Origin of the sequence: Kangiella profundi (genome assembly GCF_002838765.1) — a bacterium.
Taxonomy (GTDB): Bacteria; Pseudomonadota; Gammaproteobacteria; order Enterobacterales; family Kangiellaceae; genus Kangiella; species Kangiella profundi.
This window is the reverse complement of sequence record NZ_CP025120.1, coordinates 661,979-679,951: the sequence shown is the minus strand read 5'-3', so window position 1 is coordinate 679,951 and position 17,973 is coordinate 661,979. Positions and strand designations below refer to the sequence as shown.

Annotated in this window: 14 protein-coding genes; 6 read left to right on the top strand and 8 right to left on the bottom strand. The window is 43.7% G+C overall.

Features of this window, described 5'->3' with window-relative positions; all coding sequences use genetic code 11:
• Positions 1–16 precede the first annotated feature (16 nt).
• Together CW740_RS03330 and CW740_RS03325 are read right to left on the bottom strand one after the other, a co-directional pair.
• Complete coding sequence (locus CW740_RS03330; protein WP_106646198.1) at positions 17–1,027, bottom strand: YhdH/YhfP family quinone oxidoreductase; 1,011 nt, start codon at positions 1,025–1,027, stop codon at positions 17–19.
• Between the two features lie 9 nt (positions 1,028–1,036).
• Positions 1,037–1,663, bottom strand: a complete 627-nt coding sequence (locus CW740_RS03325; RefSeq protein WP_106646197.1) for an alpha-ketoglutarate-dependent dioxygenase AlkB family protein — start codon at positions 1,661–1,663, stop codon at positions 1,037–1,039.
• A gap of 195 nt (positions 1,664–1,858) precedes the next feature.
• Here CW740_RS03325 and CW740_RS03320 point away from each other — a divergent pair, with 195 nt between their 5' ends.
• A complete protein-coding gene (locus CW740_RS03320; RefSeq protein ID WP_106646196.1) occupies positions 1,859–3,748 on the top strand; it encodes a peptide MFS transporter in 1,890 nt (629 codons plus the stop codon).
• 90 nt (positions 3,749–3,838) lie between these two features.
• Here the strand turns inward: CW740_RS03320 and queF are convergent, their stop codons facing one another.
• On the bottom strand, positions 3,839–4,690 hold the full coding sequence (gene queF / locus CW740_RS03315; RefSeq protein WP_106646195.1) for an NADPH-dependent 7-cyano-7-deazaguanine reductase QueF: 852 nt from the start codon (positions 4,688–4,690) through the stop codon (positions 3,839–3,841).
• A gap of 8 nt (positions 4,691–4,698) precedes the next feature.
• On the bottom strand, positions 4,699–5,775 hold the full coding sequence (gene rlmM, locus CW740_RS03310; protein ID WP_106646194.1) for a 23S rRNA (cytidine(2498)-2'-O)-methyltransferase RlmM: 1,077 nt from the start codon (positions 5,773–5,775) through the stop codon (positions 4,699–4,701).
• Between the two features lie 122 nt (positions 5,776–5,897).
• Here rlmM and CW740_RS03305 point away from each other — a divergent pair, with 122 nt between their 5' ends.
• Positions 5,898–6,515 (top strand): class I SAM-dependent methyltransferase, encoded by a 618-nt coding sequence (locus tag CW740_RS03305; protein WP_373286466.1) that lies wholly within the window; start codon positions 5,898–5,900, stop codon positions 6,513–6,515.
• 456 nt (positions 6,516–6,971) lie between these two features.
• On the opposite strand, the gene CW740_RS03300 is transcribed toward CW740_RS03305, so the two are convergent.
• Positions 6,972–8,201, bottom strand: coding sequence for a nucleoside recognition domain-containing protein (locus CW740_RS03300; protein ID WP_106646192.1), 1,230 nt, complete (start codon positions 8,199–8,201; stop codon positions 6,972–6,974).
• Between the two features lie 61 nt (positions 8,202–8,262).
• Positions 8,263–8,901: a DNA-3-methyladenine glycosylase family protein gene (locus tag CW740_RS03295; RefSeq protein WP_106646191.1), complete on the bottom strand. Its 639-nt coding sequence runs from the start codon at positions 8,899–8,901 to the stop codon at positions 8,263–8,265.
• Positions 8,902–9,084: 183 nt separating this feature from the next.
• Between CW740_RS03295 and ttcA the strand changes: the two genes are divergently transcribed.
• From ttcA to CW740_RS03280, 3 genes are all read left to right on the top strand, one after another.
• A complete protein-coding gene (gene ttcA, locus CW740_RS03290) occupies positions 9,085–10,005 on the top strand; it encodes a tRNA 2-thiocytidine(32) synthetase TtcA (protein ID WP_106646190.1) in 921 nt (306 codons plus the stop codon).
• Complete coding sequence (locus CW740_RS03285; protein ID WP_106646189.1) at positions 10,005–10,457, top strand: acyl-CoA thioesterase; 453 nt, start codon at positions 10,005–10,007, stop codon at positions 10,455–10,457. The genes ttcA and CW740_RS03285 overlap by 1 nt, the downstream gene beginning before the upstream one ends.
• A 229-nt stretch (positions 10,458–10,686) precedes the next feature.
• A complete protein-coding gene (locus tag CW740_RS03280) occupies positions 10,687–12,780 on the top strand; it encodes a M13 family metallopeptidase (RefSeq protein WP_106646188.1) in 2,094 nt (697 codons plus the stop codon).
• Between the two features lie 435 nt (positions 12,781–13,215).
• Here CW740_RS03280 and CW740_RS03275 read toward each other — a convergent pair whose 3' ends face one another.
• On the bottom strand, positions 13,216–14,301 hold the full coding sequence (locus CW740_RS03275; protein ID WP_106646187.1) for a PQQ-dependent sugar dehydrogenase: 1,086 nt from the start codon (positions 14,299–14,301) through the stop codon (positions 13,216–13,218).
• A 150-nt stretch (positions 14,302–14,451) separates the two neighbouring features.
• The gene (locus CW740_RS03270; RefSeq protein ID WP_106646186.1) at positions 14,452–16,710 is read right to left on the bottom strand and encodes a S9 family peptidase; all 2,259 of its coding nucleotides are present in this window, start codon (positions 16,708–16,710) and stop codon (positions 14,452–14,454) included.
• 169 nt (positions 16,711–16,879) lie between these two features.
• Between CW740_RS03270 and CW740_RS03265 the strand changes: the two genes are divergently transcribed.
• Complete coding sequence (locus CW740_RS03265; RefSeq protein ID WP_106646185.1) at positions 16,880–17,818, top strand: DMT family transporter; 939 nt, start codon at positions 16,880–16,882, stop codon at positions 17,816–17,818.
• Positions 17,819–17,973 lie beyond the last annotated feature (155 nt).

The window sequence follows — 17,973 nt, the reverse complement described above, 5'->3', positions numbered from 1 at the left end:
TTTTTCAAAGGTCTTGTTATTGGCAGTTCACTATTAGACGACCATGATGTTTTTTATCGATCAGCTCATCAAAATAAGGTGAGACATCTTTTAAGTTAATTTCTTTGCTGACAATTGTTTCGAAGTCTGGCAATGGCAACTCTCTCCCAAACTGATGCCATAGCTTAGTGCGCAACGGCATTGGACAGTTAGTTGAACTAATTCCCAACAGACTGACACCGCGTAAAATGAATGGAAACACTTTAGCTTCAAGGTCAGGACTTTGCGCCAAACCAATGGAGGCCACATTTCCCCACAGCTGAGTGTGCGCAATAATCTTGCTTAGTGTTTTGCCGCCAATATTATCAATCGCACCGCCAAACAGCGCTTTGCCAAGCGGCTTATCGGACATTCCAAGTTCGTCTTCACTAACCACTTTGTTCGCCCCTAATTCAAATAAATACTCATGCATGCTTTTGCGGCTTGTCAGAGCGATAACCTCAAAACCTAACTTGCTTAAAAGATTTACCGCGATGCTACCGACACCACCACTGGCACCTGTGACTACGACTGGACCCATTTCTGGCTTCTGGTCATTAACCTGCATGCGATGGATAGCCAGGGCCGCAGTAAAGCCAGCAGTGCCAATAATCATTGCCTGGCGAGCATCATAGCTTTCGGGAATCTTAATGACCCAATCAGACTGAACTCGCGCATACTGAGCCAGACCACCGTCAAACTGTTCACCCACACCACACCCATTAACCAGAACACGATCGCCTTTTGAAAAATTGGGAGAATCTGAATACTCTACCACTCCAGCCAAGTCAATTCCGGCATTGAGCGGAAACTGCTTCATGATTTTGCCACGACCTGAAGCTGCCAATGCATCCTTGTAATTGATACTTGAGTATTCAACTCGAATTACTACATCACCGGCAGTCAATTCATCAAGCTCCATCTGCACCAGCCGATGACTGACTTTTGACTCTTTTCCCTCATTCTCAAGCTTCTTATTTTCAAAGACGCGACAGGCAAGAAATGACACGTTGGCTCCTTATTGATTTGAGTTAGTAACAATATTCCGAAATGTGATATTTATTCTAGGCTCAGTAACCGCAGGTTCTTTCGGAACCTGATGCGACCAGCATTGTTGCGTATCACCACGCATGACCAATAGACTACCAGAAGTCAGCGTCAGTTTGTGACGTAAATGAGGGTCCTTTTTGTGTTTTAGCTGGAAGCTTCGCGGTGCTCCTAAACTTAAGGAAGCAATAATAGGCTGCTGTCCAAGCTCTGGCTCATCATCACTATGCCAGGCAACGCTATCCTTACCATTCCTATACAGATTCAATAGTGCGCTGTTGAAGCTTTCTCCACAACACTGCTCAATTTGCTTTTTTAGAGTCAATAATTCCTGATTCCAGGCTGTCGGATGATGCAAAACTCCTGAATAACTATAACTAGCCCCTGGTTCCCCATACCAGGCAGTCAACCTGGGCACTAATCGTTCTACTCCAGCAATGCGTATAGTTTCAGTCTGCCAATCCGTAACTTTCAGCAACTTACTCAAATAACCACCTGCCTCTTTATCACTCAGAAACACAGGCCAATACTCAAGCTCAGCATCCTTTAGTCGAATACTATCAGAAGATTGTTCATTGAAAAGGCTCGGTTGATGCATGAATCCCCACCACAAACTGTACATTTTTTAACCAGATTTAAGTAAAAAAGCCCATTTTTCCTTGCTTTCAAACGACTGCTAGCTAAACTAACGTGATCGTTTTATCACTGATACTCGTGATAAACACTATAAAACTATAAATAGTTCATTCGACAATTTTAAGTTCAAATCCATTTTTATAGGAGTCCGCCGACAATGACGGCCGAAACGAATAACACTCAAATCAAAGAGCCAGAACTGTGGGGTCACCCCAAAGGCTTGTATGTTTGCTTCACAACCGAGTTGTGGGAGCGTTTCTCATTCTACGGTATGAAGTACCTGCTACTTCTTTATTTGACAAAGTATCACCTGTTCAGCGATGGCGCCGGTCTTGATATTTTAGGCGCTTATGCGGGTCTTGTTTACGCATTGCCAGTTATTGGTGGTATGTTGGCCGATAAATACTTGGGTATGCGAAAAGCCGTTGTATTTGGTGGTATCTTACTGTCCCTGGGACACATTGGTATGGCCTATGAAGGCTTCCAGGCCCTGCATTATGCAGCGGGAACCGTTCTTACAGACGACTTAACTCTGGTAGATGGTACCGTTTTAACTGCAGGAACAGTGTTAGCGGAAGATGTCACAATTCAGGATACACAGGCGCTCAAAGTCTTTTACATGTCCTTAGCTCTAATCGTAATGGGTGTCGGTTTCTTGAAGCCAAATATTTCAACCATTGTTGGTCAGTTATACGGTAAAGATGATCCACGTCGTGATTCTGGCTTCACCATTTTCTATATGGGCATCAATATTGGCTCATTCGTAGCAACTTTACTTTGTGGTTGGTTAGGTGAAACTTATGGCTGGAAATACGGCTTTGGCGCTGCCGGTATCGGTATGATTATTGGTTTGATTACCTTCCTCAAAGGTCAAAAATACCTATATGGCCATGCAGAACCAAATAACCCAGCAATCCTGAAAGAAAAAGTTTTCGGCTTAGTAAATAAAGAAACGGCTATCTATATAGGAACCATTTTATTCCTTCCTGTAGTTTGGTTATTGGTGCAAAAAGAGCCGATCGTTCATGCCACTCAAAATATTTTCCTGGTCATCGCGATTATTGGCATCATCATGTATTCAATGTTCTTCCATAACCGCGATCACAGCCGTACGACTGCTCGTATTATTGCTGCAGTAGGTATTCTATTAGGAACTTTGGCAGTTCTTTCAGAAATCGAAGTATCTTTCTGGTATGAATCATTAGCACCTTTTGCATCTGCTGTTCATGAGCTGAACTCTGGAATTGGCGGTGCGCTATCTTTCACTTACTTATTCAGCGAAGATTCGAACGCACTTGGTTACTTATCGGTATTCGTCATTCTAGGATTTGTGATTTACGGTTTCGTAAAGCACAACTCTGTTGAGTATGGCCAAACAGTAGTATTGATGGTGTTGATTCTCTCAACTATCGTATTCTGGGCCTTGTTTGAGCAATCAGCTGGCTCAATGACATTCTATGCGGATCGTGTATTAGATCGTGAGATTGGTGATGCTGAAATCAAAGCATCCATGTTCGGCTCCCTAAATGCAGGTTTCATCATGCTGCTGGCAATCCCATTTGCAACACTCTGGGTATGGTTAGACAAACGCCGCATGAATCCTAGTACCCCAGTGAAGTTTGGCTTTGGCATTATTCTGGCTGGTTTAGGCTTCGGTGCTTTAATCTTAGGTGCTGAGTTCCCTAACGAAGCTGGTAAAGTCGCCATGATCTGGTTAATTCTTGCCTACCTATTACACACCATGGGCGAGCTTTGCTTATCGCCAGTTGGCCTGTCAGCGGTAACCAAACTTTCGATTTCTAAAGTGGTTAGCGTTAGTATGGGTACCTGGTTCCTGGCTACAGCATTATCGGAAACAGTTGCAACACGTATTGCTCGCAGTGCAGAGATTGAAACTGATGCAAACGGTGAAATTACTGATGTAGGAGCTGCTCTGGCAACTTATACTGATCTTTATACCACTCTAATGTGGTGGGGTATTGGTGTAGGTATCTTTATGATTCTTATATCACCTATTCTTAAGAAAGGTATGCACGGCGTTAAATAAACCAAGTGTCCATACTTTAATAAGTATAAAAACCCAGCGCATCGCTGGGTTTTTTATTGAACAACAGTTTTTGCTTTATACAGAATAAATCTACTGACGAGAGTGACGCTGATTGCTGCAGAGCTTGGCTTTGACGTTTGATCGCCACGGATTGATATCCAACCCTCCCCGGCGGGTATAACGGGCGTACACAGTCAATTCTGACGGCTTGCAGTGTCGCAAGATATCTGTGAATACCCGCTCGACACATTGCTCATGAAATTCATTGTGGTTTCTGAAAGAGATTAGATACTTCAGTAATGACTCATGATTGATTTTCGGACCTTTGTATTCAATAAGAATACTGGCCCAATCCGGCTGAGAAGTAATCAGGCAATTACTCTTAAGCAGGTGGCTGTAGAGACTTTCTGAAGTCTCTTCCTCTGAGTCCACTTCTAACAGCTCAGGATCATATTGGTAACTGTTCACCTCAATATCCTGCTCATCAAGCAAAATTCCCTGCCATTCATTGACCGGAACACTTTGGTTGTAAGCTTCAACTTCATACAATTTCACAGAAACCGTCGCCCCTGCCGCTTTTGATAAATCTTCGGTCAACGTTTTTTCGACAGTTGGCCAATCAGTAAAGCGGGTCTGGTTAAGAGAGTTTAAATACAGCTTGAAAGATTTCGACTCAATGATGTTGGTGCTCGCACAATCAAATTCGAACACGGCAATGGCTACCTGGGGTTTACCCTTACTGTTCAGCCACGACAATTCGTAAGCATTCCAGATATCCGTGCCGTGAAAAGGAAGCTGCCCCTGAATATTAATCTCATCGCGTTTAAGCTGGCGCGCAACCGGAAACAAAAGCTCAGGCTGATACTGCGATGGGTACTCAACCTGCTTACCTAATGGAATCTCTTGTGATGATCTCTCTTTTGATAAGTCGTGATTTTGCATACAAATAGCTACTGTTGCTGATTTTTCATCTTACGTCGGAAATAAACCGTAATTTCTTCACGGTCATGATACAGATGCTTAGCCTGCCAGAAATAATCAATATCCGCTTCTTCAAGCTCATCACATATCATACCAATACAATCATTCACTTCCTGAAAGCGCTTTTTCATTGGTAATTTTAAATTGAAGATGGCATGTTCCGTTTTACCGGCAACCAGCCATTTGGCCATCAACTTAGCGACCAATGACGGTTTTTCCACCATGTCACACACCAGTATTTTTACTGGCTTTTCAGGCATCCAGGCCAAAGCGTTATCTTTGAGGTGAATCACATGCTCGGTCTGCATCAGCTTTTTATCCATGGCGCCGTTATCAATGGCGGTCACCTGCAAGCCATGTTGTACCAGCTGATAGGTCCAGCCTCCCGGTGCAGCACCCAGATCTACCGCCGTATGTCCTAAACGCAAAACGGCTTTACGCTGCTTGCCGGACATCAGAGTTTGAATCGCTTCTTCCAGCTTTAAAGTTGAGCGGCTTGGTGCGTCCTTGGGAAACTTTAGGCGCAGAATTCCGCCTTTTAATTCAGATGCTCGTCCAACCGGTGAAAAGCCCACCAAACAATGGTCAGTGGCTAAAAACAACAAATGCAGCTGGAACTCACTGTCTTCGTGGATTAAGCCCTGCTTCTCCAGCGCGATAGTAACGGGAGTTGTAAATTTTTTACAAAACTTGGAAAGCTCTCGTCCTTCATCGCTGTCCAGATGCTCGACCAAAACCTGCTTAGCCATAGCTACTTCGCTACATACCTCAAGAATCGGAGTGATACGGTCTTCCAGTGGCAACTCCACCAGTTCTGCTTTAGCCCAGAACCACTGGCGAGCAAAAATTAGCTCACTAATATCCAGCTCTTCAAAAAACGTCTGCTCACTGGCTTCATCAAACAGGAAAAAGCGCACATACCCCGAATTCGGCATGGTATTAGCATAGCCCGCCAAATCACAGGCGTTAGCAAATGACTGCACTTCAGCGGCACAGTCTGACTCAAAACCTGGGCGGCAATAAAAAACAAAAGGGGTTTGATTCATGAAACCTATCTATATCAAGGCGAAAATATGAAGCGCATTCTATCACAGGCTCCGATTCACAAGCGACATCAATCCCCCTGCGAGTATTAGGGATTCTGACGACATAGTGATAAAATCGCGCCATCTTTAACGGTTACCCTTATCTCATGGCTCATTACACTAAATCTGATATCGCAGAATTGAAAAAAGACCTCAGCTTCAAAGAGACGCTTTGCGGCTTTCCGCTGCAATTCAAAACTACCTGGGGGCTTTTCTCTCCGCGTAATATCGATGACGGCACTGTCATGCTGCTGAAGTACATGGACATTGAGCCAACCGACAATTGTCTCGATCTGGGCTGTGGTTATGGTGCATTGGGCATCACCATGGCAAAACAGGCGCCCCAAGGACAAACTCTAATGGTCGATAAGGATTTTGTTGCAGTTGATTATGCCAACAAGAACTGTCAGCTCAATGGAGTTTCAAACGCAACTGCACGCCTTAGCAACGGCTTTAGCACAGTAACAGAAAATAACTTCAATGTGATATGTTCAAATATCCCAGCCAAAGTGGGTAATGAGCTTCTTTATATTTTCCTGCAGGATGCCTGGGATCGACTCGAGCCAGGCGGTACTTTCTATGTAGTTACCATCACTGGACTCCGCGACTTCATGAAGAAAGCCTTCAAGGAAATCTTCGGTAACTACAAAAAGCACAAGCAAGGTCCAGCCTATACGGTCGCCAGCGGTACTAAAGAGTAAACCCAAAGCCCTCCAAAATCCCCTGTTTATATGAGATGTGACACTTTGAGATAAATGAAGTGTCACATTGTCACAACAGCGTCAAAATTCTGTAAACATTTTTTCACAAAATCTGTGGATAACTTTGGGGAAAAGTTGCAAGAAACTTTGCCTAAGCCCGAAAACACTGGCCCCTCATACAAATTGTTCATTTTTTGTACAGCCCAGATGTTTTCCTATATAAATCAATAACATAACATGTTTGCACTAGTCTATTTTGATTCTGAATATTTTCTATACAGGCGCAAAGCCTTGTCAAATCTAGCTTTTGGCTTGCTTGTGGATTTCTCTTTGTTCAACTGTCATATTTTTGGGACTTTTTTTCACCAATATTCTGAAAAAAATATAAGATACCCTCTATCGGTTGTATAATTTTTCGGCAGTTAGTAACCACTTTACAGCTATACCCAACAGCTCCTATGCGAAGAACCAATAGGTCAATAATATGGCCGCCAGAATACCCGCGAAATCGGCAATCAAACCACAGGAAAGCGCATGTCTGATCCGCTTGATGCCCACCGCGCCAAAATAAACGGTCAAGACATAAAATGTGGTTTCGGTACTTCCCTGGATTGTTGCCACCATATATCCAACAAATGAGTCTACTCCCTGGCTTTGCATGGTTTCCAACATCATGGCACGTGCACCACTGCCACTAAAAGGTTTCATCAAAGCGGTAGGTAACGCTTCCACAAAGCGTGTATCAAAGCCAAGGCTACCAAAAAGCCATGCTAACCCATCCGCCACAGCATCCAGCGCTCCTGAAGCACGCAATGCACCAATCGCGGTCAACATGGCAACCAGGTATGGGATAATGGTCACCGCAACTTTGAAGCCCTCTTTGGCCCCTTCGACGAAGTCCTCATACACCGCAACCTTCTTGCGCCATCCATAGATGAGAATGGTAACTATCGCTGCCATCAGTAAAAAATTACCTAAAGAAGAGCTGGCTTCAGCCATCTGCTCTGCTGGCAAGCTAACAAGGCTCCAGACCATAGCACCTATCAAACCGGCAAATACCAGAAAGTAGCCGGCAATGACGCGATTAAAAATATCAATCTTTTGAACGATGGAAACTGCCAACAAACCAAAAAAAGTTGATGCGCAGGTTGCTAGTAATATAGGAAGAAAAACAGCTGCGGGATCGGCTGCCCCCATTTGTGCACGGTAGAGGAGGATTGTGATTGGAATGATGGTCACTGCTGAGGTATTAAGCACCAGAAACAGAATTTGCGCATTGCTGGCCTCCTCTTTGCGCGGGTTTAGCTCCTGTAACTGCTCCATCGCTCGGATGCCCATTGGAGTTGCTGCATTATCGAGGCCCAGCATATTGGCCGCCATATTCATGCTGATGCTGCCTAATGCGGGATGCCCACTCGGTACTTCAGGCATTAACTTACGAAACAGTGGAGCCAGTGCCCTGGCCAACAGATTGACCAAGCCACTCTTTTCGGCAATTTTTAAAAGCCCCAACCAGAAAGCCAAAATGCCAATCAGGCCAATCGCAATAGTCACACTCAGCTTGGCCATTTCAAAGATGGATTTCACAAGTTCCGGGAAGGCAGTGGCGTCACCCTGTATTAACCATTGAAAACAGGCCAGCACAAAGGCAACCACAAAGAAGAACAGCCAAAGAATATTTAGCATTTACAATTTTCCCAATATCAATGAGTAAGCCTGTCAGCGAGGCAAAACATCAAGCCAGGCATCAAATATCATCAGCAATACGCCACAGATACCAACTGGCAACGCTTCGATAAGGACGCCATGGCTCCGTCAATTCCTGCATTAAAGGTTTTGCCGGCTTTTCCTCAAGCTCGTATAGATGCTGCAAACCTCGTTGCAAACCTATATCAGCAGGCGCAAACACATCAAGATGGCCCAGTGCGAAGATACAAAACATTTGGGCAGTCCACTCACCCACCCCTTTTAACTGAACCAGGGTTTCAATCACTTCTTCGCTTGGCATGTCAGCCAAAGCATTAAAATCTAGAACATCGTCCAAACAGGCTTGAGCAATCCCCTGACTGTATTGGACCTTGGCATTGGAAAGCCCACAAGCACGAAGTTGATCATAAGATACAGCAAGAATGGCCTCAGCCGAAAACCCTTGCTGTCCCAGCAAGCTCTCTACTCTGGAAACGATGGTTGAAGCGGCTTTAGATGATAATTGCTGGGAAATGATGCTACGAATCAGGTATTCAAAAGGTGGTCGTGAGCTGGGTTGTATCTGGCAGGGTCCATGACTTTGAATCAACGTAGCCATCTTCGAGTCAGCCCTCGCCAAATGGTATTCAGCTTCTCGTAATCGCTGATTGAGTGCTAACTGAGGGTTTGCTTTCACCATAACAACCTTGGATTTGAGGATTAACTAAAACAACAAGGATCAATCACTTATTGCCGTCTACTGTTGCGATAATACACAAAAGTTAGCACAAAAGGCTAAAATATTGGATGTTCTTTCATGTATAATGGCCGCCATTTCGAAGCTGAGCCACAGCGCTCTGCGGCAATACAACCGGTTTTTTAGATGACCACTGCAAATACGAATAGCGACTTGCTCGATAAAAAAGCTAAGACCAACTTTAATAAGTTGCAAAAGCGCCTGCGCCGTCAGGTGGGTGAAGCCATCGCTGACTTCAACATGATTGAAGAAGGCGACAAGATTATGGTCTGTTTATCGGGCGGCAAAGATTCCTACACTCTGCTAGAGATATTAATGGGCCTGCAAAAAAGTGCTCCCGTTAACTTCGAACTGGTGGCGGTAAACCTTGATCAGAAGCAGCCGGGTTTCCCTGAAGAAGTACTGCCCAATTATCTAAAGTCTGTGGGTGTTCCCTATGAAATTATCGAAGAAGATACCTACAGCGTGGTCAAAAGCATTATTCCAGAAGGAAAAACCACCTGCAGTCTGTGTTCGCGTCTGCGTCGTGGCATTATTTACAGCTGGGCAGAAAAGAACGGCATAACCAAGATTGCCCTGGGCCATCATCGAGATGACATTATTGAAACCTTATTCCTGAATATGTTCTTCGGCGGCAAGATGAAGTCTATGCCACCCAAACTGAAAAGTGATGATGGTAAACATATCGTGATCCGCCCACTGGCTTACTGCAAAGAAAAAGATATTGCCAAGTTTGCCAAACTAAAAGAGTTCCCGATCATTCCGTGTAACTTGTGTGGCTCACAGGAAAACCTGCAGCGCAAAAATATCAAAATGATGCTTCAGGACTGGGATCGCAAATATCCCGGACGTATTGAAACTATTTTCAAAGCGCTTGGTAACGTGGCTCCATCACACCTTACGGATACCAACTTATTCGACTTCGTCAGCTTAAGTCAGGAAACTACTGAGCAGGACACCCTGTTCGATGCTCCCGATATTCAAACACCGGATATTGAGCAAGACGACGATGATAACCAAAGCATAAACATTATTAAGGTAGGCTAATGTCTGAAACTCAAGCGTTAACTGAATTTAAACAGCTGTTCCCAGTTATACTTCCGATTACAGTAGCCTGGGGCGAAATGGATGCATTCCAGCACGTCAACAACGTTAGCTATATCCGCTATTTCGAGAGTGCACGTATCGCTTATCTGGAAGCTTTAGGGCAGGAAGCTAAAATCACCAATAACACGGTTGGCCCAATTCTTGCTGACATTTATACGCGCTATCGTCGCCCTGTGGTTTATCCGGATACATTAATTGTCGGTACACGAATCACTGAACTTGAAGAATTTGGTTTTACCATGGAATATCAGGCATTCAGTCAACAGCAGCAGACAGTCACCACTCTGGGCAAAAGCCGCATCGTCATGATTGACTACGGCAGCAATCAGAAAGTTGCTCTTAAAGACTGTGTATTAGACGATATTTTAAAATTACAACCAGAGCTCGCTTAATCGACAATTGCTAGTTCGAGTGTGTGCAGAGGGTATTTTCACTCTCTGCCCCCTTCAACATTCAGCTCTCATCATGTAACAATCTGTTACTTTTCCGAAAGCCCAGTACTTTCCTTTATTCTCCGATCTGGGTAGTATGTTGTGCGAAATTCTCTAATTAGCGCTCAATGCGCCTAAAAATAGATTTATTTAAAGTCTTTAAATATTAGTCTCAAACAAAGGTGTCCCAATGAAAAAACTACTCATTAGCTCCGTATGTTTGGCTGTGTTAGCGGCTTGTAATTCCGGCACGGAAGAACAAAAAGCCAGCCAAGAAACAGCTAAGCAAGAAGTTGCCGAACAAACTTCTACTACCGCTACACAGGCAGAACAAAAACTTGTATCAGGAATTGATAAATCTCATTTCGATACCTCAGTGCGTCCTCAGGATGATTTGTTCCGTCATGTAAATGGCAAGTGGTTGAATGAATTTGAAATCCCAGCTGATAAATCAAACTATGGTGCCTTCACCATGTTGGCGGAGCAGGCTCGTGAAGATGTTAATGCCATTATTGAAGAAGCGGCTAACAGCAATGCTGAGCAGGGCTCTGATGCACAGAAAGTCGGCGACCTTTATCAAAGCTACATGAATGAAGAGTTATTGGAAGAGCTTGGTACAAAACCACTTCAACCAGAACTCGAAAAAATCGCTGCTATCAAAGATCTTTCAGACTTGTCTGAGTACATTGCATATGCACAAATGATCAGCGAAGCACCGTTCAGTACTTACGTTTATATCGATGCTAAAGAGCCTGATACATATATCACGCAAATGAGCCAGAACGGCTTAGGCCTTCCAAGTCGTGACTTCTACTTAAAAGAAGACGAAAAAAGCGAAGAAATTCGTCAGAAATACGTTGAGCATATGGCTAAAATGTTTGAGCTTGCTGGCGTAGAAAATGGCGCAGAAAAGGCCAACACTGTGATGGAAATTGAAATGCAAATCGCAGAAAAGCACTGGCCAAAAGAAAAGCTTCGTAATCCTGTAGCTCGTTATAACAAAATGAGCTTTGAAGAGTTACAAAATACGATTCCTAATCTTGACTGGGATCGCTGGAGCAAAACTGCAATGCTGGAAGGCATTGATAATGTCATCGTTGGTCAGCCTGACTACTTTGCAGCGGTAAACGACATGCTCAAAGAAATCTCTATCGATGACTGGAAAACTTATTACCAATGGCATCTCATCAGCGATGCAGCTCGTTTCCTGAATAAAGCGATTGCTGAAGAGAGCTTCCGCTTCAATCAAGGCGTACTTAGTGGCGTTGAAGAGCAAGAGCCTCGTTGGAAACGTGCAGTTAATGTCATCAACGGAACTTTAGGCGAAGTGGTTGGCAAGATTTATGTTGAAAAGCACTTCAAGCCAGAAGCCAAAGAGCGCATGAAAGAGTTGGTTGAAAACCTACGTACAGCCTATGCTCAAGGTATTAAAGAGCTAGACTGGATGGGTGAGGAGACCAAGAAGCAGGCGCTTGATAAATTGGCCAAGTTCACACCAAAAATTGGCTACCCTGATAAGTGGAAAGACTACTCTGCACTAGAAATTAAAGCAGACGACTTATTCGGTAACATGAAGCGTGCAACCATGGTTGAAGTTAAGCGTAACCGTGAAAAGTTAGGTCAACCTATTGACCGCTCTGAATGGTTCATGACACCTCAGACTGTTAATGCCTACTACAACCCTGTGATGAATGAAATCGTCTTCCCGGCAGCAATTCTTCAACCTCCATTCTTTAACATGGAAGCTGACGATGCAGTGAACTATGGTGGTATCGGTGCTGTCATCGGCCACGAAATGGGCCATGGTTTCGATGACTCAGGTTCACAATACGACGGCGACGGCAAACTCCGTAACTGGTGGACAGAAGCCGATCTTGAAGAGTTTACCAAGCGTACAGATAAGCTAGTTGCACAATATAGCGACTTCACAGTGCTAGATGGCGTTCATGTTAATGGCGAATTCACTCAAGGTGAGAACATCGGTGACCTGGGCGGTTTAACGATTGCTTATAAAGCCTACCAGATTTCTAAAAATGGTGAGCCAGCACCAGTAATCGACGGTATGACTGGTGATCAGCGTGTATTCTACGGATGGGCACAGGTATGGCGTCGTAAGTATCGTGATGAAGAGCTACGTAAGCGTATCGATACCGACCCACACTCGCCTAGCGAGTTCCGTGCAAATGGTACAGTGATGAACATGCCTGAGTTCCACGAGGCATTTGACGTTAAACCTGGTGACAAGATGTACTTGAAACCAGAAGAGCGCGTCAAAATCTGGTAATCATCATTACCACTTCTCTTATTATGAGAACAAAAAGCCGACTTCATAGTCGGCTTTTTTGTGCTTATTAACTTATCTTGATTTCCACTTTTCATTATAAGAGCAATAGCTAATGGTTAGCACCAATATCCCCTTATATTGAGCTAAGACACGTACGAAATATAGCAATCAAAATCGTGGATGATTTTGATAAGAATTTTCAGCACAAGGATGTGATGTAAATTCTGGTACCCAAGGGGGCAGACCCTGCGTAAAGTATTTTGGGAGTGGCGCAGGAAGCCACGCGAAGCGTGGCCTCAATATCGGGGTGTCGTTTCTTTTGGTACCTTTTCTTTGGACAAGCAAAGAAAAGGTACTCGCTGAAAAGCGAAAACACTCCGACCATGTACATCTATAACTGGAACAAAACCTCACGTCAGAAACGAATATTAAAAATTACTCACCCTTCTGGTACGACACTCGATATACTTTGCTAAAACCATCATCAGAAATCAGAATCGAGCCATCCGGCAACATGATAATGTCATTTGGACGCCCCAATACTTCATCGCCCTTTAGCCAACCAGTCACAAAGTCATCTTCGGATAAAACCTTATTACCCTCTAATGGCATATGCACCACTTTGTAACCGACTTTAGTGCTGCGGTTCCAAGAGCCATGCAGGGTTACCAAAGGCGTGTTTTTATATTCATCAGGAAACATATCACCTGTATAGAAAAGCATTCCTAATGGCGCTACATGGGCCTGATATTCCCATTCAGGTTTACGGTACTCACGATCTCCAAGCTGATCTCCGAATTCAGGATCCATGACATCTTTGCCGTGCACATAAGGAAATCCAAAAAACTGACCATCTTCGGTAACTCGGTTTAGCTCACAGGGCGGTAAATCATCCCCCATCCAGTCACGACCATTATCGGTAAACCACAGCTCTTTGGTTTCAGGGTGCCAGTCAAAACCAACACTATTACGTACACCGGTAGCAATCAGCTCAAACTCTTTGGTTTCAATATTCAAACGACCGATGGTGCCGAATCGCTCATCGTCTTCATTACAGATATTGCAGGGAACGCCAATTGGGATATAAAGATGTCCATCAGGACCAAACTTAATGTACTTCCATCCGTGATGACTTTCGCTCGGAAGTTTATCGAATACAACTTCAGGCTCAGGCTTTTTGTCGTAGTTCTTATCGATATCTTTGAAACGTAAAATTTTATCGACTTCTGCGACATAGAGATCGCCATCTTTATAAGCAACGCCACTGGGTAAATATAAACCATCGGCAATTAGTACAACTTCATCCACTTTAAAATCATTATCTTTATCGATCATGGCATGTACTTTGCCGGGCTTACGAGAACCAGTGTAAACGATGCCAGTGTCAGACAAAGCCATCTGCCGCGCACCATCCACATTATCGGCGTAGAGCTCTATTTTGAACCCTTCTGGAACGTCAGCCGCTTGTGTGCTTAATGAGAATAGAACAACAGATGATAGAACTGAAATGAACTTGATCATTGTGGTTTCCTTAAGGTTGGTATTTTTTAAGCCTAATATTGATGAGGCATGCTTTGCAAGAGTCGACTCTTCAAAATAGAAAACATCTATCAATAAAAAAGCGGCATCCTTTCGGATAGCCGCTTCATTTTTATCATTGACCCAAGTGACTTATTTGAGGTTTTCCTCAAAATACTGAGTGATGGTATTAAACACATGGGTTCGTGTTTTCTGTCCCCAAATTGAATGCTTGCTGCCTGGATAATTCATCATATCAAAAGGTTTGTTGGCATCCTGCAATGCTTTGAATAACTTAGTGCTATTGGTGAATAAGACATTGTCATCTGCCATTCCGTGCATGATCATCAAATCACCCTCCAAGCCATCGAGGTAAGGGAACACATTACTCGCTTCATAACCTTTTTCATTCGAATCAGGGTGAGCCAAATAACGCTCGGTGTAATGAGTGTCATACAGATACCAGTCAGTTACCGGAGCTACCGATACTCCCACTTTAAAAATATCCGGCTCTTTGAACATGCTCATGATGGTCATGTAACCACCATAGCTCCAACCAAACAGGCCAATTTTTTCTTCGTCAACATAAGGCAGGCTTTTCAAAAACTCTACACCAGCAACCTGATCTTTTACTTCAACGTCGCCAAGTTTTTTATAGATAGGATCTTCAAACTGTTTACCACGATTCCAGGAACCACGGTTATCGAGAGAGAAAATGATAAAGCCTTTACTTGCCATCAGGTGATGCCAATAGGTGTTGCGAGCGCCCCACTGATTGCGCACCCGTTGCGCATGAGGACCACCGTAAACATCGACAATAACTGGATATTGCTTACTGCTATCGAACGGTACAGGTTTATAAAGTCTATAATACATCTCCTGCCCGTCTTCGGCTTGAATCGTACCGAACTCTGGCTTAGATGCTTTTTGATAATAAGAATAGTAAGGGTGATTCTTGTCTAAACTATTTTCTTCCAACCAAGTAATCAAGCTACCGTCAGCATTGCGCAAGCTAACCTGTTTTGGTTGAGAAACCGAAGAAAAATAATCCACAAAGATCTGCATGTTTTTAGCAAAGGTCACTTCATGGACACCCGCTTTTTCAGTTATTTTTTTGGGCTCTTCTGGTTTATTTAATGAAACTGCGTAGAGGTCCTGCTGCAGCGGACTCTCTTTGTTAGCATCGAAGTAAACAACACCCAACTCTTCATCAACACCATACACTTTATCAATGACCCAATCGCCATTGGTTAGCTGACGGATAAGGTTTCCTTTTAGATCATATAAATATAAATGCCTGAAACCGCTACGCTCAGAGGTCCAGATAAAGGCATCCTGCTTTTTCAGGAAACGTAAGTCTTTGGTTAAGTTGATCCAAGTATCAGACCTTTCGGTTAAAACAGTTTCTGATTCGCCGCTTTTTATATTTGCAAAACGTAGTTCTAAGGTTTTCTGATCGCGGCTCTGCCACTGGTAAGAAACTTTAGAAGAATCGGCTAACCATCGCACCCTAGGAATATATATGTCGGTTTTTTTACCGGTATCAATCCACTGTGTTTTGCCGGTTTCCAAATCGAGCACAGCCAGCTTGATTAACACATTATCTGTGCCAGTACTTGGGTAGCGTTGTTCAAACACAGTAAAATCTTCGGCATTAATTTCATAACGCTTTTCGATATTGACTGGAGACTCATCAACCTGCAGATAGGCAATTTTTTTGCTGTCTGGCGACCACCAGTAACCGGTTAGGCGACCCATTTCCTCCTGCGCCACAAACTCCGCCATACCGTTTTTAATCGTACCCTCACCATCAAATGTCAGCTGAGTTTCTTTGCCAGTCGTTATTTCAACCTTAAAAATATCCTGATCGCGAATAAAAGATACGAACTTGCCATCAGGCGATAATTTAATATCTGTTTCGTATGCTTCGGTATCGGTAAGCTGTTTAGTTGCTTTTTTAGGATCCTTGCTTAAGTCATAGACAAAGATATCGCCAGCTAATGGGAACAATAAGGTTTGGCTGTTATCGCCCCAATAATAATCAATGATACCTTTGGCAAATAAACGCATACGTTCACGACGCGCTTTTTCTTCATCGGACAATTGCTCCTCACCTGGACTAAGGTCATTGGAATCAACCAGCAATCTGGACTCACCATCAGCCAGATTGTATTCCCATAAATCGAGGCGTTCCTGCTCCTCGGCCTTACCCTTCAGGAAAGTCACCCGCTTGCCATCTGGTGATAATTTAACTTTACGTAATTCAGGCCCATCCAGAGAAGGATCCGCATAAATCCGCTCAACGGTTAAACCTAAGTCTTTATCGTTCGCCTGTGCTGTTGTCATCGTTAAGAAGCTACCTGTCAGCAGTGAAATAATTGAAATCAGATGGGTTAATTTTTTACTTTTCATAAGCGTCACTTATTTTTTACGAATCAGCATCATAATTACTCCAAACCAAACATTCAATCCGCACTCCGTGCTAGTGTTGGATAAGTATAAAAACTATGCATAAAAGCTACTGGTCAGTAGAGATTTAATACTGCATAATCCGAACTTTGTCGCACAATTCGGGTAAACCATGCATACAGTTTCCGGTCGTTGGCAACTTGGCTTATTGCTGTCCTTAACTACTGCCCTGCTCTGGGGTCTGCTGCCTATCGCATTAAAAACCTTACTCGACCAAATGGACGCGGTTACAGTGACCTGGTATCGCTTTTTCAGCGCTGCCGCAATTCTTTTTATCTTTCTGATATATAAAAGAAAATCACCCAATATAAAATTGCTGAAAGGGAATATTTTATGGTTGATGGTCATTTCAGTCGTTGGTTTATGCCTGAATTATGTGTTTTACCTGTTTGGCGTCAATCTGATTACTCCAAGTAGCGCTCAGGTCATGATCCAGACTGCACCCATGTTTATGCTGTTAGGCGGGTTGCTGATTTTCAAAGAATCTTTCAACAAGCAACAGTGGTTTGGTTTTGCCTGTTTTGTAATAGGACTTATTCTATTTTTTAATCTTCGCTTCGAAGAAATATTTGATCAAATTACAGGTGATTATGCAGTAGGTTTAGGCTGGATGTTTCTCGCTGCCATTGTCTGGGCAGCCTATGCATTGGCACAAAAGCAACTGCTTAACAATTATCGCTCAGACCAGGTGATGTTCATGATTTATCTGGCTTGCGTACCGTTACTAAGCCCTTGGTCATCACCGGGGCAAGTCTTGGAGCTCGACACATTAGGCTGGTGGCTACTAATATTCTGCTGTCTAAATACTTTAGTTGCTTATGGTGCCTTTGCTGAAGCTCTGGCTCACTGGGAGGCCTCGCGGGTCAGTGCAATTTTAGCTATCACACCCTTGGTGACTATTGGCAGTATGAAAGTGCTAGAGTACTTCTACCCAGAAACTCTGCTCTCTGAGCCCATCAACATTTTCAGCATTGCAGGGGCTTTACTCGTAGTAATAGGCTCAATGATAACGGCACTTTCTGGAAGGAAAGTGGTTCCTGTGGCTGAGTAAGGTTCTTCACTTAAAGTATCGGCCAGCTGCTCTACCTAACCCATCCCCCCAAAAAAAGCTTCCCGAAGGGAGCTTTTTTTAATCAACTTAAGAAAGCCGAATTTTTTGTTCTGAGCGAGGCATAAACCTTTTCGAAGTGGGAGTTCACATGGAGT